At 64.8% G+C, this 22,665-nt stretch carries 20 protein-coding genes; 8 read left to right on the top strand and 12 right to left on the bottom strand.

Annotation, left to right across the window (positions count from 1 at the left end):
* From lspA to LB515_RS22600, 4 genes are all read left to right on the top strand, one after another.
* Positions 1-489 carry a signal peptidase II gene (gene lspA / locus LB515_RS22615; protein WP_224709013.1) on the top strand — a complete coding sequence of 163 codons (489 nt, stop codon included), beginning with the start codon at positions 1-3 and terminating at the stop codon, positions 487-489.
* A 55-nt stretch (positions 490-544) separates the two neighbouring features.
* Complete coding sequence (locus LB515_RS22610; protein WP_224532229.1) at positions 545-1,534, top strand: MDR family oxidoreductase; 990 nt, start codon at positions 545-547, stop codon at positions 1,532-1,534.
* 123 nt (positions 1,535-1,657) lie between these two features.
* On the top strand, positions 1,658-3,940 hold the full coding sequence (locus LB515_RS22605) for a PAS domain-containing hybrid sensor histidine kinase/response regulator (protein WP_224709012.1): 2,283 nt from the start codon (positions 1,658-1,660) through the stop codon (positions 3,938-3,940).
* A gap of 183 nt (positions 3,941-4,123) precedes the next feature.
* Entirely contained in the window at positions 4,124-5,011 is an 888-nt protein-coding gene (locus tag LB515_RS22600) for a GNAT family N-acetyltransferase (RefSeq protein ID WP_095769253.1), read from the top strand.
* Between the two features lie 100 nt (positions 5,012-5,111).
* Here the strand turns inward: LB515_RS22600 and LB515_RS22595 are convergent, their stop codons facing one another.
* Together LB515_RS22595 and grpE are read right to left on the bottom strand one after the other, a co-directional pair.
* Positions 5,112-5,744 (bottom strand): trimeric intracellular cation channel family protein, encoded by a 633-nt coding sequence (locus LB515_RS22595; RefSeq protein WP_224606875.1) that lies wholly within the window; start codon positions 5,742-5,744, stop codon positions 5,112-5,114.
* 101 nt (positions 5,745-5,845) lie between these two features.
* The gene (gene grpE, locus LB515_RS22590; protein WP_095769251.1) at positions 5,846-6,478 is read right to left on the bottom strand and encodes a nucleotide exchange factor GrpE; all 633 of its coding nucleotides are present in this window, start codon (positions 6,476-6,478) and stop codon (positions 5,846-5,848) included.
* Between the two features lie 218 nt (positions 6,479-6,696).
* Between grpE and LB515_RS22585 the strand changes: the two genes are divergently transcribed.
* Positions 6,697-6,897, top strand: a complete 201-nt coding sequence (locus tag LB515_RS22585; protein WP_140845241.1) for a hypothetical protein — start codon at positions 6,697-6,699, stop codon at positions 6,895-6,897.
* Positions 6,898-6,920: 23 nt separating this feature from the next.
* Here LB515_RS22585 and LB515_RS22580 read toward each other — a convergent pair whose 3' ends face one another.
* From LB515_RS22580 to cysG, 6 genes are all read right to left on the bottom strand, one after another.
* Positions 6,921-7,541, bottom strand: coding sequence for a DJ-1/PfpI family protein (locus LB515_RS22580; protein ID WP_224709011.1), 621 nt, complete (start codon positions 7,539-7,541; stop codon positions 6,921-6,923).
* Positions 7,542-7,753: 212 nt separating this feature from the next.
* Positions 7,754-8,287 carry a DUF934 domain-containing protein gene (locus LB515_RS22575; protein WP_095769248.1) on the bottom strand — a complete coding sequence of 178 codons (534 nt, stop codon included), beginning with the start codon at positions 8,285-8,287 and terminating at the stop codon, positions 7,754-7,756.
* 171 nt (positions 8,288-8,458) lie between these two features.
* A complete protein-coding gene (locus LB515_RS22570; protein WP_095769247.1) occupies positions 8,459-9,220 on the bottom strand; it encodes a phosphoadenylyl-sulfate reductase in 762 nt (253 codons plus the stop codon).
* On the bottom strand, positions 9,195-10,865 hold the full coding sequence (locus LB515_RS22565) for a nitrite/sulfite reductase (RefSeq protein WP_095769246.1): 1,671 nt from the start codon (positions 10,863-10,865) through the stop codon (positions 9,195-9,197). The genes LB515_RS22570 and LB515_RS22565 overlap by 26 nt, the downstream gene beginning before the upstream one ends.
* 43 nt (positions 10,866-10,908) lie before the next feature.
* A complete protein-coding gene (locus LB515_RS22560; RefSeq protein WP_140547052.1) occupies positions 10,909-11,214 on the bottom strand; it encodes a DUF2849 domain-containing protein in 306 nt (101 codons plus the stop codon).
* On the bottom strand, positions 11,211-12,659 hold the full coding sequence (cysG, locus tag LB515_RS22555) for a siroheme synthase CysG (RefSeq protein WP_224709010.1): 1,449 nt from the start codon (positions 12,657-12,659) through the stop codon (positions 11,211-11,213). The genes LB515_RS22560 and cysG overlap by 4 nt, the downstream gene beginning before the upstream one ends.
* A gap of 416 nt (positions 12,660-13,075) precedes the next feature.
* Here cysG and LB515_RS22550 point away from each other — a divergent pair, with 416 nt between their 5' ends.
* Together LB515_RS22550 and ybaL are read left to right on the top strand one after the other, a co-directional pair.
* Positions 13,076-13,516: a host attachment family protein gene (locus tag LB515_RS22550; RefSeq protein ID WP_095769243.1), complete on the top strand. Its 441-nt coding sequence runs from the start codon at positions 13,076-13,078 to the stop codon at positions 13,514-13,516.
* A gap of 213 nt (positions 13,517-13,729) precedes the next feature.
* On the top strand, positions 13,730-15,529 hold the full coding sequence (gene ybaL / locus LB515_RS22545; RefSeq protein WP_224709009.1) for a YbaL family putative K(+) efflux transporter: 1,800 nt from the start codon (positions 13,730-13,732) through the stop codon (positions 15,527-15,529).
* A 6-nt stretch (positions 15,530-15,535) separates the two neighbouring features.
* On the opposite strand, the gene LB515_RS22540 is transcribed toward ybaL, so the two are convergent.
* A complete protein-coding gene (locus tag LB515_RS22540; protein ID WP_224709008.1) occupies positions 15,536-16,342 on the bottom strand; it encodes an AraC family transcriptional regulator in 807 nt (268 codons plus the stop codon).
* 124 nt (positions 16,343-16,466) lie between these two features.
* On the opposite strand from LB515_RS22540, the gene LB515_RS22535 reads away from it, so the two are divergent.
* Positions 16,467-17,384, top strand: a complete 918-nt coding sequence (locus LB515_RS22535; protein ID WP_224709007.1) for a zinc-binding dehydrogenase — start codon at positions 16,467-16,469, stop codon at positions 17,382-17,384.
* A 9-nt stretch (positions 17,385-17,393) separates the two neighbouring features.
* On the opposite strand, the gene LB515_RS22530 is transcribed toward LB515_RS22535, so the two are convergent.
* The 3 genes from LB515_RS22530 to LB515_RS22520 form a co-directional block, all read right to left on the bottom strand.
* Positions 17,394-18,143, bottom strand: a complete 750-nt coding sequence (locus LB515_RS22530) for an SDR family NAD(P)-dependent oxidoreductase (protein ID WP_095769240.1) — start codon at positions 18,141-18,143, stop codon at positions 17,394-17,396.
* Positions 18,144-18,208: 65 nt separating this feature from the next.
* A complete protein-coding gene (locus LB515_RS22525; RefSeq protein ID WP_224709006.1) occupies positions 18,209-20,485 on the bottom strand; it encodes a transglycosylase domain-containing protein in 2,277 nt (758 codons plus the stop codon).
* A gap of 190 nt (positions 20,486-20,675) precedes the next feature.
* The gene (locus LB515_RS22520) at positions 20,676-22,643 is read right to left on the bottom strand and encodes an acyltransferase family protein (protein ID WP_224709005.1); all 1,968 of its coding nucleotides are present in this window, start codon (positions 22,641-22,643) and stop codon (positions 20,676-20,678) included.
* Positions 22,644-22,665 lie beyond the last annotated feature (22 nt).

Here is a 22,665-nt window from a genome sequence, read left to right as displayed (position 1 = left end):
ATGAAATCCTGGTCGCCTTACGTCGTGCTGGTCGTCATCGCCATTGCGCTCGACCAGTGGGTCAAGCAGCTGGTCGAGAACGGTCTCGCCTTTCAGGAGAAGGTCGACCTCCTGCCCTTCCTGGCGCTGTTTCGCACCTACAACACCGGCATCGCCTTCTCGATGTTCGAGTCCTTCGGCGATACCGGCCTGGTAGTCATCGCCGTGCTCGTCGTCGCCTTCGTGCTCTATCTCGCCACGCGCACGTCGGCCGACCATGTCGTCGCTCGTATCGGCTTTGCGCTGATCATCGGCGGCGCGCTCGGCAACCTCATCGACCGCGCCGTCTACGGTCACGTCATCGACTACATCCTGTTCCACACGCCCGTCTGGTCCTTCGCGGTCTTCAATCTCGCCGACACCTTCATCTCGGTCGGCGCAGCGCTTGTCGTCTTCGACGAACTGATCGGCTGGCGGCGCGAAGCCAAGTCCCAGGACCTTGGCAATTGACCTCACGCTGTTGAAACCGCAGACTTCCTCATCAGCCAGAGGCGAGGAGAAAATCATGCCCGACACCTTCAAAGCCATCCTCGTCTCGCGCGATGCGGACAAGAAGCAGTCCGTCGATGTCGTCGACCTCGCCGAGGCCGACCTGATGGAAGGCGATGTCACTGTCGCCGTCGAGGCGACGACGGTGAACTACAAGGACGGGCTCGCCATCACCGGCAAGGCCCCGGTCGTGCGCCGCTGGCCGCTGGTTCCAGGCATCGATTTCGCCGGCACCGTGATCTCCTCCTCGCATGCCGACTGGCGCAAGGGAGACAAGGTAATCCTCAACGGCTGGGGCGTCGGCGAGACGCATTACGGCGCCTATGCCGGCCGCGCCCGCGTCAAGGGCGACTGGCTGGTGCCGCTGCCCGAGGGCATGAGCGCGCATGATGCGATGGCTGTCGGCACGGCGGGCTACACGGCAATGCTCTCGGTCATGGCGCTGGAGCGGCACGGAATCGTGCCGGACCGCGGTCCCGTGGTGGTGACGGGCGCTGCCGGCGGCGTCGGCTCGGTCGCCATCTCGATCCTGTCGAGCCTCGGCTACCATGTCATCGCCTCGACCGGCCGCAACGCCGAGAGCCCCTATCTGATCGACCTTGGTGCGGCCGAGGTGATCTCGCGCGAAGAGCTCAGCCAGCCCGCGAAACCGCTCGCCAAGGAGCGCTGGGCAGGCGGCGTCGACTCGGTCGGCAGCCATACCTTGGCCAATGTGCTGTCGATGACCTCCTATGGCGGCGCGATCGCCGCCTGCGGCCTGGCCGGCGGCATGGACCTGCCGGGAAGCGTCGCGCCCTTCATTCTGCGCGGCGTCTCGCTGCTCGGCATCGATTCGGTGATGGCGCCGAAGCCGGTACGCCTGGAAGCGTGGCGCCGCATCGGCACCGACCTGGACTCCAAGAAGCTGTCGACATTGTCCCGCACGATCGGTTTCGACGGCATTGTCGCCGCCGCGCGCGATATCGTCGAAGGCAAGGTCAGGGGTCGTGTCGTTGTCGATATGTAGCTCGCAACGACCTCGCGAAGCTCGGTTTCGCCCGCGCATGCGGACAGCCGGATCCGCTCAAATAGCTAAAATTCGAACGATCCCTCCCAGCCTTCCATAATTTCTGTCTGGCATGATCTGCGCATGGTCGCGGACTCCGACATCAGACAGGACAGTAAAGCCGCTGGCGCTCACAGGCTCATCCCCGATGCGCCGAAGCGGCAGGTGCTCGTCGCGCCGCCGCTGGCTCCCGACCTGCCGGGGGCCAGCCACGACGGCCTGCCCTTCCTGACGATCGTTGCCGCCATCGCCATCATGGCGGGGCTCGCGCATCTCACCGGAGCGCCGCTCATCATCACGGCCGGCCTCGCCGCCATAGCCTTTGCCGGCCTTGCCATGCATCTGCGCAGCCGTCGCGACGAGCGGCGCACCGCAGCGCTTCTCGACGAGACCGCCGCGCGCAGCCGCGCCGAGATCGAGACTCTCGCCGACCGCATGTGGGAGATGCAGGAGAGCGAGGAGCGCTTCCGCGGTCTGATCGACGCGCTTGGCGACCTCGTCGTCCATCGCGACCGCGACGGCCATATCGTTTATGCCAACAGCGTCTTTGCCTCGCTTGTCGAGTTCGATGCGCGCGATCTTGCCGGCAAGACCTTGTCCGAGCTTGGCATCGATGTCGGCATCGTTCCCGACGCCGCCTTCTCCGATCATGAATGCCTGAGCTCGACGGATGTCGCGATCCGCACCCCGAACGGACCACGCTGGTTCTCCTGGATCGAATTGTCGGTGCGCGACAAGGACACGGGCGCGGTCTCGCACCGGGCGATCGCCCGCGACATCACCGCCCGCAAGCGCGCCGAATCCTCGCTGATCACCGCGCGCGAACGGGCCGAATATGCCAGCCAGGCCAAGTCACGCTTCCTCGCCACCGTCAGCCATGAGATCCGCACGCCGATGAACGGCATCATGGGCATGGCGAAGCTGCTTGCCGATACCGACCTCTCGCCCGAACAGCGCACCTATGTCGGCGCCGTTTCCACCTCGGCCAGCGCGCTGCTCGCGCTCATCGAGGACCTGCTCGACTATTCCAAGATCGAGGCCGGCCGCTTCGAACCCGAGCCCCAGCCGATCTCGCTGCGTGAGATCGCCGACAACATCATCGAACTTCTGGCCGCAAAGGCCTTCGCCAAGAACATAGGCCTCGGCTGCCATGTCGAGCCCGATGTGCCGCAGATGATCACCGCCGATCCCGGCCGCGTGCGCCAGGTGCTGCTCAACCTCATCGGCAATGCGGTGAAGTTCACCGACACGGGCGGGGTGCTGCTGAGCGTGGCACGCGCCCGCAGCGAAACCACCGACCGTATCTGCTTCACCATCGCCGACACCGGCCCGGGCCTGCGGGAAGAGGACATGGAGCGCATTTTCGAGGAATTCGAGCAGTCCGACGGCACCTCGACCAGGGTGCATGGCGGCGCCGGCCTCGGGCTTGCCATCTCGAAGCGGCTGGCGACGGCGATGGGCGGCTCGATCTCGGTCTCGAGCCGGCTCGGCGAGGGATCCGAATTCGTCCTGGAGCTTCCGGCGGTCGCCGCGACCGAGCCGCCGCCGCATCGCCACAACATCCTTGCCGACCGGCGGGCGGTGATCGTGTCGAAAAACGCCATCGAGGCCGATGCCATCGCCCGCGCGATCAGGGCCCATGGCGGCATCGTCGAGGTTGCCGCGACACCGGGCCAGGCCGCCCCCTTCGCTGCGGGCTGCAACGTCCTTCTGATCGATGCCGCGCTCGAAAACAGCGACGGGAGGCTGCTCAAGCGGCTGCGCGATTCTGGCTTTGCCGACTGCGAGGCCATCACCCTGATTGCGCCGACGGATCGCGGCATGCTCGGCGAATTCCGGGCCAGCGGCTATGCCACCTTCCTGGCCCGGCCGGTGCGGGGCGAGACCCTGCTGCGTGTGCTGTTGACCAGCCATGGCTCGGCGCTAGCCAAGCCGCTGCCGAAGCCGCGCGGTGCCCCCTCGGTACGCAAGCGCGACCAGGGCCTGTCGGTGCTGATCGCGGAAGACAATGACATCAACGCCATGCTCGCCCGCGCCACGCTGCTCAAGGCCGGACACCGCGTCAAGATCGTCGGCAACGGCAAGGCCGCGGTCGATGCCGTTACCGATGCCGGCCTCAAGTTCCGCTTCGATGTGGTGCTGATGGACCTGCATATGCCTGTCATGGACGGGCTGGACGCGATCGCCGCCATCCGTCGCCACGAAGAGTCCCTGGCCATGCCCCCGATTCCGATCATGGTGCTTTCGGCCGACAGCCAGGAAAAGACCCGGCATGCCGTGCTTGCCCATGGCGCCAGCGGTTTCGTGACCAAGCCGCTCGACCCGGACGCGCTCGTCCAGGCGGTCGAGGGCCAGGTTGCCGCCTGAGGAAATTTCTAACCGTTGAACGCCTTGGCTTGCTTGGCTTTCGCGATCACAAGATAGCCGGTTGAGTGTATTGCCCAGCCGACAAAGTATTGCCCGCCACGTCGTATCACGGTACTGTCACAATCCTGTTGCACCTACACCGTATCCCCGTGCCAAGAGGGATGGCTCGAAGGAGAATCACTCGTGCATACAGTCGTGCCTGAATGTGACACTCGGCCGAATGCCGGCGGCGCCCTGCTCGCCGCCCGTACCGCCGACGCCGTCGCAAGCGGCGCTCCGCTGGGCCGCATCGGCAATCTCGAAGTGCGGCTCGCCCGCAACGAGGCCGAGATCGCCGCCGCCCAGGAAGTGCGCTACCGGGTATTCTACGACGAGCTTGGCGCGAGGAAGGACCTGTTCCAGGCGCAGGACCGGCGCGACGCCGACCGGTTCGACCCGCTCTGCGATCACCTTCTGGTGTTGGACAATTCCCTTCCCGGCCCTGAGCACCGCCGCATCGTCGGCACCTACCGCCTGCTGCGGCAGGAAATCGCCGCAACGGCCGGCGGCTTCTATTCCGAGGGCGAGTTCGAGCTTACCAAGCTGATTGCGCGGCATCCCGGCCAGCGCTTCCTCGAACTCGGCCGTTCCTGCGTTCTGCCGGAATACCGCTCCAAACGCACCATCGAGGCGCTCTGGCAAGGCATCTGGGCCTATATCAACCACTACGACATCGGCGTGATGACCGGCTGCGCCTCGTTCCATGGCATCGTGCCGGCGGCGCATGCCGAGGCGCTGACCTATCTCGCCCATCATTGCCGCACCAACTCCGCCTGGGATGTTCGCGCGGTTCCGGGACGCTACTGTTCGATGGACCTGATGCCGATCGAGGCGGTGAACGCCAAGGCGGCGATCGCCGCCATGCCGCCGCTGGTCAAGGGCTATCTGCGTGTCGGTGCCCGCATCGGCGACGGCTGCGTCATCGACCACGAATTCTCGACCGTCGACGTCTTCGTCGTCATGCCGGTCAAGGAGATCGGCGCCCGCTATGTCAACTACTATGGCGGCGAAGGGCAGCGTTTCGCGGCATAGCGAATAGCGAATAGCGAATAGCGAATAGCGAATAGAAGAAAGTGGCGGGATCTGTTCCGTTCAACCCCTATTCGCAACTCCCTATTCGCTCCTCGCTCCCTCAGGGAATATCCTCCGGCCTTCGCCCCGGCCGGCTCTTATAGGCCGGAAACGACCAGCCGAATTTAAGCGCTCCGCCGCGCACCGCGAATGCGCCCGCGAAGCCGAGCAGGCTGGACGCCAGCGCCGGCAGGCCGGCAAGATCGCCAAGGGTGAAGATGGCGGCGCCGGCAAGCGCGGCCGTGACATAGATCTCGGGCCTGAGCAGCACCGATGGCTCGCCGGCAAGCAGGTCGCGCAGAATGCCGCCGAAGGTCGCCGTCAAGACGCCGGTGATGACCGACACGACGGGCGAGCCGGTGATCGCCAGCCCCTTGGCCGCGCCCATCACGGAAAAAGCGGCAAGGCCGACGGCATCGAGCCACAGCAGCAGCTTGTAGCGGGATTCGAACCGGTGGGCGCTGAAGAAGACCAGCACCGCGACGACGGCGCAGATCAGCACATAGCCGCTGTTGGCGACCCAGAACACCGGCAGGTTGAGGATGACGTCGCGCAGCGTCCCGCCGCCGATGCCGGTGACGCTGGCCAGGAACAGAAAGCCGATGATGTCGAGTTCTTTGCGCGATGCGGCAAGCGCACCCGTCGCCGCGAACACGGCGACGCCGGCATAGTCGAGCAACGCGATGGGATTCATGGGCGAGCGAGTAGTGAGTAGCGAATAGTGAGTAGGGAAATAGCACGAAGCCGCGGATAAATATCAGCCCCTACTCACTACTCCCTATTCGCTACTCCCTCTCACGCATCCTTCTCGGCCTGCTCGTTCACCGGGCCCGGCTCGACCTTGGCCTCGGCGGCCGCCTTCGGGCCGCCCTTGGCGACACCGACCATCGCTGGCCGCAGCACGCGCTCGCCGATCGAATAGCCCGGCTGCACCACCTGGACGACAGTGCCTGCGGGAACATCCGGATTGGGGACCTCGAACATCGCCTGGTGGAAGTTCGGATCGAACTTCTCGCCTTCGGGCGCGAGTCTCTTCACGCCGTGGCGCTCCAGCGCCGAAAGCATGGCGCGCTCGGTAAGGTCAACCCCTTCGATCAGCGATTTGAAGCCGGCGTCGCCGCTGGCCTTCGCCTCGGCGGGAATCGCGTCCAGCGCGCGGCGCAGATTGTCGGACACCGACAGCATGTCGCGCGCGAAATTGGCGACGGCATAGGCGCGGGCGTCCTGGACGTCGCGCGCGGTGCGCCGCCGCAAATTCTCCATTTCGGCCGCCGCGCGCAGTGCACGGTCCTTCAGTTCCTCGTTTTCCTTCAGCAGCCGCACCAACGCTTCGTAGTCGCCGTCGACGCCGCCCTCCGCACGCTCGCCGGAAGCCTCGGCGGCTTCGATCTCTTCGGGCGTGCGTTCGTCTTTTGCCTGGTCGCTCATCGCGTTTCCCGTCATTTCGAATTGCTCTGGATTTGCGCCCGATATCGAGGTTTGGAGGGCAAAAATCAAGGGGCAAGCGCAGGCGGCCGGCGGCAGGCTGCCGTTCCAAATTAATTCAAACTTTACCGTATCACGCAGCTTTGCTTGCTCTCGAGCACTGCCACGGGAACCATGAACCGCCCGCGGGAGTTTCGAAGCCGACACAGGATTTTGGGACGATGAACGGCAACAACGGCAACAGGCGCGCCGAATTGGCCAACGATATCAGGCGGCAGGCGGGCAGCGAAGCGACGAAGCGCTTTCTGCGCACCTTGCCGGTATTTCGCCTGGAAAGGGAGATGCCCCGGCAGTTGACCGACCTGCTTGACCGCCTCGACGGCGCCGAGGCGGAGAACGCGGACGACCCGCGGCGTCAGTAGCCGCGCGCCGCAACTGACAAGTTTCAGGCCGCCTTCCTGTCGTCGCGCATCAGCACTTCGCCGTGACGGATCTCGGTGCCGAGCACCTTCAGGCATTCCCGCATGAAGGCGGCTAGGCCCGGCCAGCCCTTGGCTGAAACCAGATTGCCGTCGACATGGGCGCCGGTCGGCGCGACATCGATATAGATGCCGCCGGCAAGCGTCACTTCCGGCTCGCAATAATGCAGCGCCGCCACTTCCTTGCCGCGCACCACGCCGTCGACCGCGATCAGGATCTGCGCGCCGTGACAGATGGTGAAGATCGGCTTGCCGGTTTCATGGAAATGCCTGACCAGCGCCTGCACGCGCTTGTCGATGCGGATATATTCCGGCCCGCGGCCGCCCGCCGCATAGACAGCATCGTAGTCGGCTGGGCTCACCTCGGCGAAGGTCTTGTTGAGGATGTAATCGTGACCGGGTTTTTCGGTATAGGTCTGGTGGCCCTCGAAGTCGTGCAATGAGGTCTTGAGCACGTCGCCGGCCTTCTTGTCCGGGCACACGACATGGACGGTGTGGCCGACCGCGTGCATGGCCTGCTCAAAGACGAAAATCTCGTATTCCTCGCTGAACTCGCCAACGAGCATCAATATCTTCTTGCCTGCCATGCTGCTTCCTCCCTTAGCTGGCCATTATTTCGTGGTACGAAGTAATGGCCTATTCTAAGGGCAGGTCGGCCGAAGCGGAAGCCCGAATCGCCAATGTGGTCTGACCAGACCAGCGCAGCGCGCTTTCCAAACCTATCTTGAGCTGGGCTGACAACAAAATGCGTGACGCTGGTCGGACCACAGCGATTTCATTCGCCCAATGAAATGCCGCGTCAGCTGGGACGCTTGCGCCGCCAGGAATATTTTGGACCCTTGGCCTCCGGTTCGACCGCCGGCTGATAGTAAAGCGGCAAGCCGCCGGTGCGGCCTTCCTCCAGCCGCTTCAAGAGCACCGGATTGGAGACCTCAAACTCGTCGAAGCCGAGCCGCAGCATATGCGGCAGCTGGTCGACCAGCACCTGCCCGGTCGCGCGCACCGCGCCCTTGAATTGATGCCGGGCGCGCAGCAATTCGCCCTTGGAAAAAGAGCGGCCGTCATTGAAGGCCGGGAAGGCCAGCGCTACCAGCGACAGCTGGTCGAGCAGGCCAGTTATCTTGTCCAGCTCGTCGCCGGGCTGCAGCAGGACGCCGAGACGCTCCTTGGCCGATTTGCGAACGTCTTCATCCAGCCCGAGAAAAGCCTGCAGAGGCAGGATGAAACGGCCGTTGCCGGCAAGCGCCTCGGCGCTTTCGGCGTGGGTCCACTCATCCTCGCGAAAACCGTCACGGGTCCAGAGGCGGGTCCCCGCTGTCGTCGATCCAGTCATCAAAATTCCTAAAGTTCCAAAGAGTCCCAAGGATATGTCGAGATTCAGGTCAGGCCGAGCCGAAAATGGTGGCTTCCGAGAACCGGAGCGGAGCGTACTTGAAGTACGTGAGCACCGGAAGCGCAGGAAGTCGCCATTTGCAGGCCGGCATCACCTGAATATCGGCGTATCCTAAAGTGAGGCGTCGGTCAGCGACTTTTCCAGCCCCGACAAATGAATGCCGCACTCGGTCTTGGCGTGCCCCGCCCAGCGGCCGCTGCGCGCATCCTCGCCCGGCTGCACCGGCTGCGTGCAGGGGAAGCAGCCGATCGAGAGATAGCCATAGGCGACCAGCGGATTTTCGCGCAGCGCATGCGCCCGCATATAGTCGGCCTGGTCCGATGTCGTCCAATGCGCCAGCGGATTGATGCGGATGCGTGAGCCGACGGCCTCGAAGACGGGCAAAGCCGTGCGCGTCGAAGCCTGGAAGCGCTTGCGCCCCGTGAACCAGGCGCGGAACGGTTCGACGCCGCGCGCCAGCGGCTCGACCTTGCGCACATTGCAGCAGGAATCGGTGTCGGTCTCGTGCAGCCTGCCGGTCGGGTCGACGCGTTGGAGCGCGGTCTCTTCCGGCTTGATCACCCTGATGTCGGTGAGGCCGAAATCGGCGACCAGCGCGTCGCGATAGCCGAGCGTCTCCTCGAAATGCTTGCCGGTGTCGAGGAAGATGACCGGCAGCGCGCGGTCGATCTCCGAAATCATGTGCAGCAGCACGGCAGAGTCCGCGCCGAAGGAAGACACCGCGGCGACCGCGCCGCGGAATTCGTGCGCCGATCGTTCGATGATCTCGATCGGCTTCAGATGGCCCAACAGCGCGTCGAGCCCCGCTGCCTCGGCGGCAACGCCGGTCTCGACTTCGCCTGTCCGGTCAAGCGGCCTTGGTTTCGCCAGCATAGAGCGCCTCCTTGAACGGCGCGGGACCGACACGGCGGTAGGCGTCGATGAAACGTTCGTCAGGACTGAGCCGAAGGCCGAGATAGGTATCGACGATCTGCTCGATGGCATCGGTGATCTCATCCGAGGAGAAGCCGCGGCCGATGATCTCGCCGACGGATGTGTTTTCGTCGGCCGAACCGCCGAGCGTCACCTGATAGAGCTCGGTGCCTTTCTTCTCCACGCCCAGAATGCCGATATGGCCGACATGGTGGTGGCCGCAGGCATTGATGCAGCCGGAGATCTTCAGCTTCAACTCGCCGATTTCGCGCTGCCGCTCCAGCGAGGCGAAGCGGCGCGAGATTTCCTGCGCTACTGGGATCGAGCGCGCCGTGGCCAGCGCGCAATAATCGAGGCCCGGGCACGAGATGATGTCGCTGATCAGATTGGAATTGGCTGTCGCCAGGCCGATCTCGACCAGCGCGTCGTAGACCGCCTTGAGGTCGGCGCGCGCTACATGCGGCAGGATCAGGTTCTGTTCGTGGCTGACGCGCAATTCGTCAAAGGCGTATTTCTCGGCGATGTCGGCAACCGCTTCCATCTGGCTGTCCGTTGCGTCGCCGGGCACCTCGCCGATGCCCTTGAGCGAGATGGTCACCGCCGCGTAATCGGGGTGGCGATGCGTCACGACATTCTGGTCGAGCCATTCCGAAAAGCTCTTGGAATCGAGCCTGGCCTGTTTCACCGCGTCATCGCCTTCCGGTCGGGAAACCAGCGCCGGCGGCGCGAAATAGGCGTTGATCGCCTGGATATCGGCTTCCGGCAGCTTGAGCTCGGCGTCCCTCAGCTCCTGCCACTCGGCCTCGACCTGGCGGGTGATCTCCTCCACGCCGGTCTCGTGCACCAGGATCTTGATACGCGCCTTGAACTTGTTGTCGCGACGGCCGTAGAGGTTGTACACGCGCAGGATGGCCGTGCAGTAGGACAGCAACTCCGCCTCCGGCAGGAAGTCGCGGATCTTTCTCGCCACCATCGGCGTGCGGCCCTGGCCGCCGCCTATGTAGACGGCAAAGCCCAGCTCGCCGGCCGCGTTCTTCTTCAGATGCAGGCCGATGTCATGCGTCTGGATGGCGGCGCGGTCGCGCTCGGCACCGGTCACCGCGATCTTGAACTTGCGCGGCAGGTACGAGAACTCGGGATGCACCGACGACCATTGGCGCAGGATTTCCGCATAGGGACGCGGATCGGCGACCTCGTCGGCGGCGGCTCCCGCAAAATGGTCGGCGGTGACGTTGCGGATGCAGTTGCCGCTGGTCTGGATGGCGTGCATCTCGACGCTCGCCAGATCGGCGAGGATCGCCGGGATGTCGGACAGCGCCGGCCAGTTGAACTGGATGTTCTGGCGCGTGGTGAAATGGCCGTAGCCCTTGTCGTATTTGCGCGCGATGTGGCCGAGCATGCGCAATTGCCTGCTGTTCAACGTGCCGTAGGGCACGGCGATGCGCAGCATATAGGCGTGCAGCTGCAGATAGACGCCGTTCATCAGCCTGAGCGGCCGGAACTGATCCTCGGTGATCTCGCCGGCAAGCCGGCGCTGCACCTGGTCGCTGAACTCGGCGACACGGGCGTGAACGAAATCCTGGTCGAACTCGTCGTAACGGTACATGCTTCGTCTTTCAGGGCGCGTCCGCCCGCTGCTATTCTTGGGTTTAAGCCGCGCGTGCCGCTTCCGGGCTCGCCTGCTTGCCGAGATCGGTGCGGATGGTCGGGCCCGCGGCGCGGATCTTTTCGCGCAGCCGCACCGGCTCGACCAGGCCATCGACTACCGTGACGTCGATCAGGTTGACGTCGACCACCTCATTGTTGGCGCCAGCCGCGGCGCCGATCGCTTCCAGCCGGTCCTCCGCCGTCTTGTCATGCGCGATATCGGCGTGACCAACCGTCTCCGCCCAGCCGCCGTCGGCGTACCAGACGGCGATGCCGTCGGAGAGCCTGTTCGCGGTGAGAACCTTCATTGCTCAACTCCTTCGGCCACGGCTGAAGCCGCGCCTTCATGCTTATGTGCCGCGAGCGGCTCGGATTGTTCAAAATTGGCGCCGGCGACGGCGTCGCCGATGATCGTCATCACCGGTCCGGTGAGATCGGCGCGCTCCTCCAGCGACGGCAGGTCGGCAAGCGTGCCGTGGAAACGGCGACGGTTGCCGAGGCTGGCATTCTCGACGACGGCAACGGCAGTATCCGGCGACAGTCCCGCTTCGATCAGCCGGCCGGCGACTTCCGCCGCCACCGAACGGCCCATATAGACGGCAACGGTCGCGCCCGAAATGGCAAGCTTGGCCCAGTCGGGCAGCGAGTTGCCCTTGAGATCGTGGCCGGTGGTGAACACCATAGACGACGAAACGCCGCGCAGCGTCAGCGGCAGCTCGAAATCGGCGGCGGCGGCGAAGGCGGCGGTGACGCCCGGAACCACTTCATAGGCGATCCCGGCCTCGCGCAGCGCCGCCATCTCTTCGCCGGCACGGCCGAACACCAGCGGATCGCCGGACTTCAGCCGCACCACGCGCTTGCCGGCGCGGCCCAGCTCGATGAGCAGCGCGTTGATCTCTTCCTGGCTCTTGGAATGGCAACCCTTGCGTTTTCCCACCGGCAGGCGCTCGGCGTCGCGGCGGCCCATGGCGACGATCGCCTCCGGCACCAGCGCGTCGTAGACAATGGCGTCGGCCTCCAACAGCAGGCGATGCGCGCGCAAGGTCAAAAGGTCCTCCGCACCCGGACCGGCGCCGACCAGCGCGATATGTCCCTCGACCGAAGCATCGTGAGCCAAAAGCTCGAGCGCCGCGCCATGCGCCTCGGCGAGGTCGCCTGCTTCGATAGCCTTGGCCGGCGAACCGGCGAAGAAATCGCTCCAGAAGCGGCGGCGGCGATTGCCCTTCGGCAGCGTCTCGGCGGCGGCGCGGAAGGACGCAGCAAGTGAAGCCAGCCGGCCGAGCGACGGCGACAGCATGCGGTCGATGCGCCCGCGCAGCATCTGCGCCAGAATCGGTCCGGCGCCCTCTGTGCCGATGGCGATCGCCACCGGCGCCCGGTTGACCAATGCGGGCGTGAAGAAATCGCACAGCTCCGGACGATCCACGGCGTTGACCGCAATGCCCAGCCGCCGCGCGTCCTCGACGACGCGGCGATCGAGCGCCTCGTCGCCGCTGGCGGCGAACACCAGGGCGGCACCTTGGAGATGCGCGGCCTCATAGGCTGCGTTAATGTGAACAGCGCCGGCCGACGCGATGAAATCCAGCAGGCCGTCGCTGGCATTGTCGGCAACGATGCGCAACACCGCGCTCGATTGCGAAAGCAGCCGCACCTTGGCGAGCGCCTCCTCGCCATTGCCGACGATGGCTACGGCTTCGCCGTCGACCCGCATGAAGACGGGAAAGGCATTGAGCTTGGCGTTGGCTGGCGACATGGCAATGAGCAATATTGGAATAGTTTGGCAGTTTTACGCGGCCACGCCCAAAATCAGAAGGCAAGCACTCGCGCGTCGCCGAACGGCAGGCAATCGCTTTTTCGCAACTGCGAAGGCCAAGAGAAAAAAATTCTACTTTGACGGTGAGACGGCCGGAGCGGCATAAGAAACAGCCTTGATCTGTCGTAATTTTTAGCGCCTGACCGAGAAAGCCGCAAAACAGTTTATTCTAAATTCTACTAAGTTAGTAGATTAAAGCTGACCCTGCGGGATAGGCGCTCGACCGAGTCTGCCGGAAGCGATCGAGACGCCATCGCCGGATCGGAACAATCATGCCTCGCGGCTCGTTTGCCTAGCAATCCATTTGCGGATCCCAAGCTCCATCTATCGGCAAGCAGCAAGCAAGGAGGAACGCCATGAGCATCAAGCTGAAACACGGACTGTGGGTCATCGTGGCTGATGGCGAAAAGGCGCTTTTCCTGCGCAACCAGGGCGACGCCAAGTTCCCGAACCTCGAAGTGGTGCAGGAGATGGAGCAGGAGAACCCCGCCACGCGTGAGCAAGGCAGCGACAAGCCGGGCCGCCAGAGCAACGAGGGTCCCCGCAGCGCCGTCGAGGAAACCGACTGGCACCGTCTCGGCAAGGAGCGTTTCGCCGTCGAGATTGCCGACCGGCTCTACAAGCTGGCGCACCGCGGCGCGTTCGACGCGGTCGTGCTGATTGCGCCGCCGCAGGTGCTTGGCGAGATGCGCCAGAAGCTGCACAAGGAGGTTTGCGAGAAGGTGCAGGCGGAAATCCCGAAGACACTCACGAACCATACGATTCCCGACATCGAGAACCTGTTGCAAGCGGCATAAAGCGCCGAAAAAAAGCGGCTTCGAGGCTGGGTCGCGTCCCGAAGCCGTCTCTTGTCGGCGCGGCGCCGATTTCCGGTGCGCGCCGACTTCAGCGTCGAATTCTGCGCGGCGGCGGTTGCATCATCGCCGCTGCGTCCATCATATTGCCGAAGGCGACGGCCTCGGCGGGCGCCCATCCGACATCGTGAATTTTCGAAAGGCGCGCAAAAGACAATGCCGCATGACACGCCCCTTATCGCCACCATCGTCGCCGGTCTGGGGCTTGCATTCGTCTTCGGGGCGTTAACCAACCGTTTCCGCATCCCGCCGCTCGTCGGCTATCTTGTCGCTGGCGTCCTTGTCGGTCCGAACACGCCCGGCTTCGTCGCCGACGCCAGCCTCGCCAACGAGCTCGCGGAAATCGGCGTCATCCTTTTGATGTTCGGCGTCGGCCTGCATTTTTCGCTGAAGGACCTTCTGTCCGTCCGCGCCATCGCGGTGCCGGGCGCCATCGTGCAGATCGGCTTTGCGACCCTGCTCGGCGTCGGACTTGCCTGGCTGCTCGGCTGGTCGCTTGGCGCCGGCCTGGTCTTTGGCCTGGCGCTTTCGGTCGCCTCGACCGTGGTGCTTTTGCGCGCCATGCAGGAGCGGCGGCTGATCGAGACCGAGCGCGGCCGCATCGCCGTCGGCTGGCTGATCGTCGAGGATCTCGCCATGGTGCTGGCGCTGGTGCTCTTGCCGGCGCTCGCCGGCGTGCTCGGGGGCCAGCCCCAGGTCGACGACCATGCGAGCCTGCTTTCGCTGCCCGCCAGCTACGGCATTTGGGGCGTGGTCGGCGTCACGCTCGCCAAGGTCGCCGCCTTCGTCGTGGTCATGCTGGTGGTCGGCCGCAGGGTCATTCCGTGGATCCTGCATTACGTCGCCCATACCGGCTCCCGGGAATTGTTCCGGCTCGCGGTGTTGGCCATCGCGCTCGGCGTCGCCTTCGGCGCGGCGAAGCTGTTCGGCGTCTCGCTGGCGCTCGGCGCCTTCTTCGCCGGCATGATCATGAGCGAATCCGAGCTCAGCCACCGCGCGGCGGAAGAATCGCTGCCGCTGCGCGACGCCTTCTCGGTGCTGTTCTTCGTCTCGGTCGGCATGCTGTTCGACCCGTTCAGCCTGATCAGCAACGGCCTGCCGATCCTCGCCACCTTGGCCATCATCATTATCGGCAAGTCGATCGCCGCTTTCGTTATCGTCATCGCCTTCCGCTATCCGATCGCGACCGCGCTGATGATTTCGGCGAGCCTTGCCCAGATCGGCGAATTCTCCTTCATCCTGGCCGAGCTTGGCGTCGGCCTGAAACTGTTGCCCGAGCAGGGCCGCGACCTGATCCTCGCTGGCGCCATCCTCTCGATCCTGCTCAATCCGCTGATGTTCCTCGTTGTCGACTGGATGAAGCCGTGGCTGGAAAAGCGCGCCGGCAAGGCCGCGCCCGCCGAAGAGCAAAGGCCTATCGGCCCAGCGACCGAGCCCGGCCAGGTCGCTTCGGTGTCGGCGGCTCCAGAAAAGGAAGACGGCCCGCCGCCGAAGACGACCCTCGCCGGCCATTCCATCCTCATCGGCTATGGTCGGGTCGGCAGCCTTGTGGGCGCTGCGCTGAAAGAAGCCGCCCTGCCCTTCCTGGTGATCGAGGACGCCGACAAGACGCTGGCCAAGCTGCGCGACGACGGCGTCGAGACCGTCGCCGGCAACGCTGCCAATGCGGACGTCTTCGCAGCCGCCAACCCGGAAGGCGCCAAGCGACTGATCCTCGCCATCCCCAATGCCTTCGAGGCCGGCCAGATCGTGCTTCGGGCTCGAGCCGCCAATCCGGCGATCAGCGTCATCGCCCGCGCTCATTCCGACGCCGAGGTCGAGCATCTCAAAGGGCTCGGCGCCGACATCGTGATCATGGGCGAGCGCGAGATCGCCCGCACCATCGTCGAGGTGGTGACCGGCAAGACCACGGATCCGGCCGCACCTGTCATGGAGATCAACCCGCAGCCCGCTTGACGGATCTCAGGCCAGGAACGCGGAGCCGCCATTCTGCGCGACGTCGCTGAGATATTTCGCCGGCGGCTTGCCCAGCGCCTTTTTGAACATGGTGATGAAAGCGGTCACGGATTCATAGCCGAGATCGCCCGACACCTGCTGTACGCTGGCGCCGGCGGACAGTTCCCTGAGCGCCACGATCAGATGCAACTGCTGGCGCCAACGTCCGAAACTCAAACCCGTCTCCTTCACAACGAGCCGCGCCAGGCTGCTCTCGCTGAGCGCGACATGGTCTGCCCATTGCGCCAACGTGCTGCGATCGGAGGGGTCGTCGGCCAGCGCTTCGGCGATCCGCCGCAACCGCGGCTCGGCCGAGATCGGCAAATGCAATTGCTGCACAGGCATACGCGGCAGTTCCGCGAGCAGCACCCTTCCCAGGAAGTTGCCGCGCGCATCGTTCGGCGCGCACTCCGACAGTTCGATGATCAACTCGCGCAGCAGCGGCGAGATCGAAAGCGTGCAGCACCGGTCCGGCAGGTCGGCGGCGCCGGGCTCGATATAGACGAAGAAAATCCGCGCATTCGCCGTCGCGATGTTGCTGTGTTCCATGCGGCTCGGCACCCACACCCCGCAATGCGGCGGCACCATCCAAAGCCCGCTCGGAACGCGGCAGGTGACGCCGCCGCCGAGCGCGAAGACGAGCTGCCCCTTGCGGTGCCAATGCTCGCGCACCTCGGCCCTGGTCTCGGTGACATCGACGCCAACGGCCATCGCCGGCGCAGCCACATCGTCGACATCGAAATCCAGCCAGGGCCAGCGAAGCGGCTGTCTCATTCTTGACTGCTTTCAGCGATCATCTGGCTTTATCTCTAGATTCTTCGACCACGAAAGTCGATAGGCTCCAGCCACTTCGTCAATCGATCGCGACTCCCAAACGCCAATTTCAAAGGACGGGCCCATGCTCGCTCTCGCCATCTCTTCCGACAGCTCCGACCGGCTGAAGCTCACCGAGGTCGATCACCCAAACTGCAATAGAAATGAAGCATTGGTGGCCGTTCATGCAACATCGTTGAATCGTGGCGAGCTGCGCCTGCTCGGCATCCGACCTGACGGGTGGATACCTGGCCAGGACATCGTCGGCATTGTCGAGCGCGCGGCGGCCGATGGCTCAGGCCCGACCGCGGGCACGCGCGTTGCCGCCTTGGTCGACCAGGCCGGCTGGGCTGAACGGGTCGCGATTCCGACCGATCGTCTTGCCGTCGTGCCGGACGCGGTCAGCTTCGCGTCCGCAGCCACGCTTCCGGTGGCCGGCACGACGGCGCTCAGGACCTTGCGCCATGGCGGCAATCTCGCCGGACAGCGGGTCCTGATCACCGGCGCAAGCGGCGCGGTCGGCCGCTTCCAGATCCAGATCGCCCGCGAGCAAGGCGCTTCGGTGACAGCGGTCGCTTCGGCCCGGCACCACGATGATCTTCGCGATCTGGGCGCCGGGCAGGTCGTCGAGTCGATCGAACTGGCCGAGGGATCCTTTTCGCTGATCACCGAGTCGGTCGGCGGCAAAAGCCTCGCCGATGCGATCGAACGCATCGCGCCTGGCGGGACCATCGTCATGTTCGGTTCGAGCAGCGGCGAGCTCACGCCGACCGGTTTCCGTCAGTTCGTTCCGGGCCACGAAGGCGCGAGGCTTCAGACCTTCGCCTATTACACGTCCGGTTCAGCCATCGGCGCCGACATCGCCGCGCTGCTCGATCTTGTCGCGGCCGGCAGGCTCGAAACGCGCGTGGCCATGACCGTGCCGTGGACGGAGATCGGCCGGGCCCTGGACGCGCTGCGGCAACGCAGCTTCAGCGGCAAGGCCGTTGTCACCATGATCTGAAGTCAGCCATCAAACGTGCTGGCCGCCATTGATGTGGATTTCCGAGCCGGTCACGTAGGACGCCTGACCCGAGCACAGGAAGAAGATGATGTCGGCCACTTCCGAAGTGGCGCCCAGCCGTCTCAGCGGGATCGTCTCGACTATTCTGTCGGTGCCGGGCGAAAGGATCGCCGTGTCGATCTCGCCCGGCGCGATGGCGTTGACGCGGATGCCGTGCGGGCCGAAGTCATGCGCCATCTCGCGCGTCAGCGAGCCCAGCGCCGCTTTCGACGTCGCATAGGCCGTGCCGGCGAACGGATGCACTCTGGTGCCGGCAATCGAGGTGACGTTGACGATCGAGCCCTTGGCAGCGGCGAGTTCCTTGAACAGCCCCCTTGCCAGCATGATCGGCGCGAAGAAATTGACCTGGAACACGTCGCGCCAGACATGCATCGGCGTCTCGATCGAGTCCATGCGCCTGCCGTCTTTCAGCTTCGGCGAGATACCGGCATTGTTGACCAGGGCGTGCAGCTGTCCGCCATGCGCCTCAAGCCGATGACGGATTTCCGAAACGGCGATGCCGACATCTTCCTGGTCGGCGAGGTCGACCTTGATGTGGTCCTCGGGGCCGGCCGGCCACGGGCAATCCTCGGCGAAGGCCTGGCGCGAGCAGGTGATGACGCGCCAGCCCTCGCGCGAAAAGCGCTTCACCGTCGCATGGCCGATGCCGCGGCTGGCGCCGGTGAGCACGATGGTTTTTCTGCTGTCGGTCTCGGCCATGGTTTTGTCTCCGGCCGGACATGTAGCCGAAGGCGCTTGCCATTGCGAGAGGCGAAGTTGCCGCTCTAACCGCCGCCCAGAATATCGAGGATCGAAGTCTGGCGCTTTTTCGTCGGGCCGCCGACATTGCCCGGCGGCACCGGATGCTTGATCGAGGCGGTTTCGCCGCTGTCGCTCGGCATATCGAAGCCGGCGGCATCGACCGTCTCGGCAGGTCGCGCGGTCCGCACTGGGCGTGCGGGCGCCTGGGCGACAGGCTGCGATCGAGCAGCAGGCTGTGACTGGCCGACGGCCGCCGGCGGCGCAGGCGGCGGCTGCGAGGCGTCCGCCGACGGGATCTCGTCCGGCACGATCGTGTCGGATGGCGTCGACTTCCAGGTGCCGGGCAGCGGCCGCACCGGCACGCCCTCATGCGCGGCCACCATGAATTCGTGCCAGGCCTGCGCCGGCAGGGCGCCGCCGGTGACCTTCTTCATCGGGCTGCCGTCGTCATTGCCGAACCACACGCCGGTGGTGAGATTGGCGGTGTAGCCGACGAACCAGGCGTCGCGCGAGTTCTGGCTGGTGCCGGTCTTGCCGGCCGACGGCCAATTGAAGGCCGCCTTCTTGGCGGTGCCGATCTCGACCGTGCCGGTCATCATCGAATTCATCATGCCGACGGTGTCGGCCTTGACCACGCGCGGCGCGCTGCCGCCGCTGTTCTCGTAAAGCACCTTGCCCTCGCCCGTGGTGATGCGGCGGATGAAATGGACGTCCGGCTTGTAGCCGCCATTGGCGAACGGGACGTAGGCGGAAGTCAGCTCCAGCGGCGTCACCTCCGAGGTGCCGAGCGCGATCGAGGTGTTGGCCTGCAGATCAGACTGGATGCCCATGCGATGCGCGGCTTCCACCACCGCGTCGGGCCCGACTTCCATGGTGAGCTGCGCCGCCACCGAGTTCAGCGACTTGGCCAGCGCCGTCGCCAGCGTCACCTTGCCGTAGTATTTGCCGCCGTAATTGTCCGGCGTCCATTTGCCGATTTTGATCGGCGCGTCGTTGCGCACGCTGTCCGGCGTGCGGCCGGCCTCCAGCGCCGCCATGTAGACGAACGGCTTGAAGGCCGAGCCCGGCTGCCGGCGCGCTTCCGAGGCGCGGTCGAACTGGCTGGTCGAATAATCATAGCCACCGACCATGGCGCGCACCGCGCCGGAATCGTCGATCGACACCAGCGCGCCTTGGCTGACGTTGAGCTTCTTGCCGCTTTCGTCGATCAGCCGGCGGATCGACTGTTCGGCAAGCTTCTGCAGAGTCAAGTCGACAGTGGTGTCGACGATGATGTCGCCGCGCACCTCGCCGATGAGATCGGGAAGCTCCTCCATCACCGTGTCGGCGACATAGTTCTCGGAGCCGGTCCAGTAGGACGGCGCGCGCGTCGCCGGCGCGCTCAGCGCCACCTTGTATTCCTTGTCGCTGATCTTGCCTTCCGCGCGCATGGCCGCGAGCACGAGCTGCGCCCGCTCCTCGGCCGCCCTCGGGTCGCGCGCCGGCGAAAGCTTGGACGGTGCCTTGAGCAGCCCGGCCAGCAGTGCTGCCTCGGAAAGGCTCACGTCGCGCGCGCTCTTGCCGAAATAGCGCCGCGAAGCCGCTTCCACGCCATAGGCTCCGGATCCGAAATAGACCCGGTTGAGATACATTTCGAGGATCTGGTCCTTGCTGTGCTTGTGTTCGAGCCAGAGTGCGAGCAGCACTTCCTGCACCTTGCGCTCCAGCGTGCGGTCCGGCGTCAGGAACAGGTTCTTGGCCAGCTGCTGCGTCAGCGTCGAGCCGCCCTGCGAGAAATGGCCGCCGAGAACGTTGGTGACCATGGCGCGTGAAAGCCCGATCGGATCGATGCCGAAATGCGAATAGAAGCGGCGGTCCTCGATGGCGACGACCGCCTCGGGGATATAAGGCGACATTTCGTGCAGGCCGACGGCCTCGCCGCCCGACATGCCGCGATTGGCGATCAGCCCGCCATCGACCGACACGATCTTGATGTTGGGCGCGCGGTCGGGGATCGACCAGGTGGTCGCCGCCGGCATCTTGGCGCCGTAATAGACGACGATGCCGGCAGCCGCGATGCCGCCCCAGATACAGAACACGAAGCACCAGTAGACCAGGCGGGTGGCGATGCCAAGCAAGCCCCGCCGGCTGCGGTCGCGGCCGCGACCGCGTGATTTCTTTGCGGATCTGCCCTTTGCAGTGGATTTACGGCTGCGCGGCACGACGCGATCCTCCTCGCTCACCGAAAAGCCTTCGGAGGATTTCGCGCGCGGCGCCTCCTCGAAGCTCGGTTCGATGCGACTGTCTCTGCGGTTCGCCATGCGCTCTTGCTAGCCTGCCCCCGGGTGCCGATGGCGTTCGGGTTGAGATTAGATGCGGCGGTTTAAAGGCGGGTTAAAGCAGGGTTTATGCAGCCTTTTGAAAACCCTTAGGATTTTCTGAATCCAACGGTCTCGCGGTGTCGTTCGCAGCCAGGTCGACGGCCCTGCGGCAGTCTCATTGCGACGTTGCTCAAAATCCCGCTGCCTTGGCCAGATAGGGCGCCAGCGCCAGCGCGTAGGTTGCCGTGAGATGATGGTTGTCGCGCAGCACGACGATGTTGCCGACCACCGCCGGGCAGCTGTCCTTGCTGCATAGCGCATCGTTCATGTCGACCAAGGTCACCCCGGCCATTGACCGGGCGGCGAGCGCGTAGATGTTTTCCCGTTCGACCTCGGCGCGCGGATTGATGCATTTGGCCGGGTCCGTGCCCAGGCAGGTGCGCGGGTCGAACAGGCTGAAAGGTGTGTTGCGGATGGCGACGACGCGCACGCCCTGACTTGTGAGCTCGCCCCAGACGCTGCGCAATCCCTCAATCATCGCACCCTGGGCAACGCTGGTATAGTTGCTCTGGCTGGTGATCACGAAATCGGGCTTCAATTTGGCGATTTCAGCGAGAACTTTCTCCCGCCACAGCGCGCATTGCTGATACGGCTTGCCGTCGTCAAGGATGGTGACCCGGGTTACCGGGCATGCCGCCTTGGTGAAGGTGACGAGCCTCCATTTTCTGTCTTCGGCGATTTTTTCGACTGCCGGCACCCATTGCGCCGCGTGGGAATCGCCCATCACGACAATGGTCCTCGTCCCCGCCGGGTCGCCGAGCTGGCAACCGGTCGCGTCGGTTCCCTTCTGCTGCTGATGACACCTCATCCTGTAGATGACGGGCACGTCGCTGCCGATCTTGCTCAAGGGCGGCAAGGGCTTGACACCGTCGGGAACGGCAGCGTTCGCCAGCAAGGCAGCAGGTCCCGGATAATTCGGCGTTCCGATCAGTCCGGTGTCGATGGGCTGCCGGTCGATCGCGTAGACGAGTCCGCCGGCCACCGCCACGCACAACCCCACCGCCGCCGTGCCGTCGATCAGCGGCCGCCATGCCAGGGACGAGCGCCAATGGCGATAGGGTTGTTCGACGAAGCGATAGGAGAGTTCGGAAACCACTAGGGTGGCGACGATCAGCAGAACACCATCGGCAAGGCCGATGGCGCCGCGTTGCGCGGCATAAAAAATGATCAGCGGCCAATGCCACAGGTAGATCGAATAGGACCGATCGCCGGTATAGCGCAGCATGGCGATGTCGAGGCCGCGGAAGCGGCCCATGCGTACGCTGCCGGCCGCAATGATCAAGGCCGCGCCGAGTGTCGGCAGCAGCGCCTTGAAGCCCGGAAAATCGGTCGACCTTGAAAACAGCATGGCCGACGAAAGCGCCGCCAGCATGCCGGCGACAGCCATTGCTGTCCGTGCGCGCCCGTTCGGCTTGAACCGGTCCAGGGTCAGCGCCAAGAGCCCGCCGAGGGCCAGCTCCCAGACCCGCGTGTGGGTGACAAAATAGGCCCATGCCGGATCGGATCGGGTGAGAGCGACGGAAGCCGCGAGCGAGCCCGCCATGACCACGCCGAGCACGAAGACGAGCGTCTGCATCGGCGAATGTCCGCGACGCCTGGCCCACCACAGCGCCGCCATCATCAGCAGCGGCCAGACGATGTAAAACTGCTCCTCGATCGACAGCGACCAGAAATGCTGCACGGGGCTCGGCGCGTCCTCGGCGCCGAGATAATCCACGGCCTGTTCGGCAAGCCGCCAGTTCTGCATGTAGAGCGCGCTTGCGATCACCTGTTTGGCGGTTTCTTCCCACCATGCGTCCGACACGAACAGCAGCGTTCCAGCGAGCGTGACCAGGAGCGCGACGATCGCCGCCGGCAGCAGCCGCCTGACCCGACGCGTGTAAAAGCCGACCAGCGAGATGCCGTCTTCGCTGAGCGCCATGCGGGTGAGCAGGCCGGTGATCAGGAAGCCGGAGATGACGAAGAAGATGTCGACCCCGACATAGCCGCCGGGAAGCGCTGCCGGCCAGATGTGGAAAATCACCACAAAGGCGACGGCAAGCCCGCGCAGCCCCTGTATCTCCGGCCGAAATCCCCCCGGCGCAATGTCGTCTCGCAAAGCCGGTCTAGCCCCTCACCGC

This window comes from Mesorhizobium sp. CA15 (assembly GCF_020165215.1).
Taxonomy (GTDB): Bacteria; Pseudomonadota; Alphaproteobacteria; order Rhizobiales; family Rhizobiaceae; genus Mesorhizobium.
The sequence above is the reverse complement of the archived record's forward strand: the minus strand, read 5'-3'. Positions and strand labels throughout refer to the sequence as shown.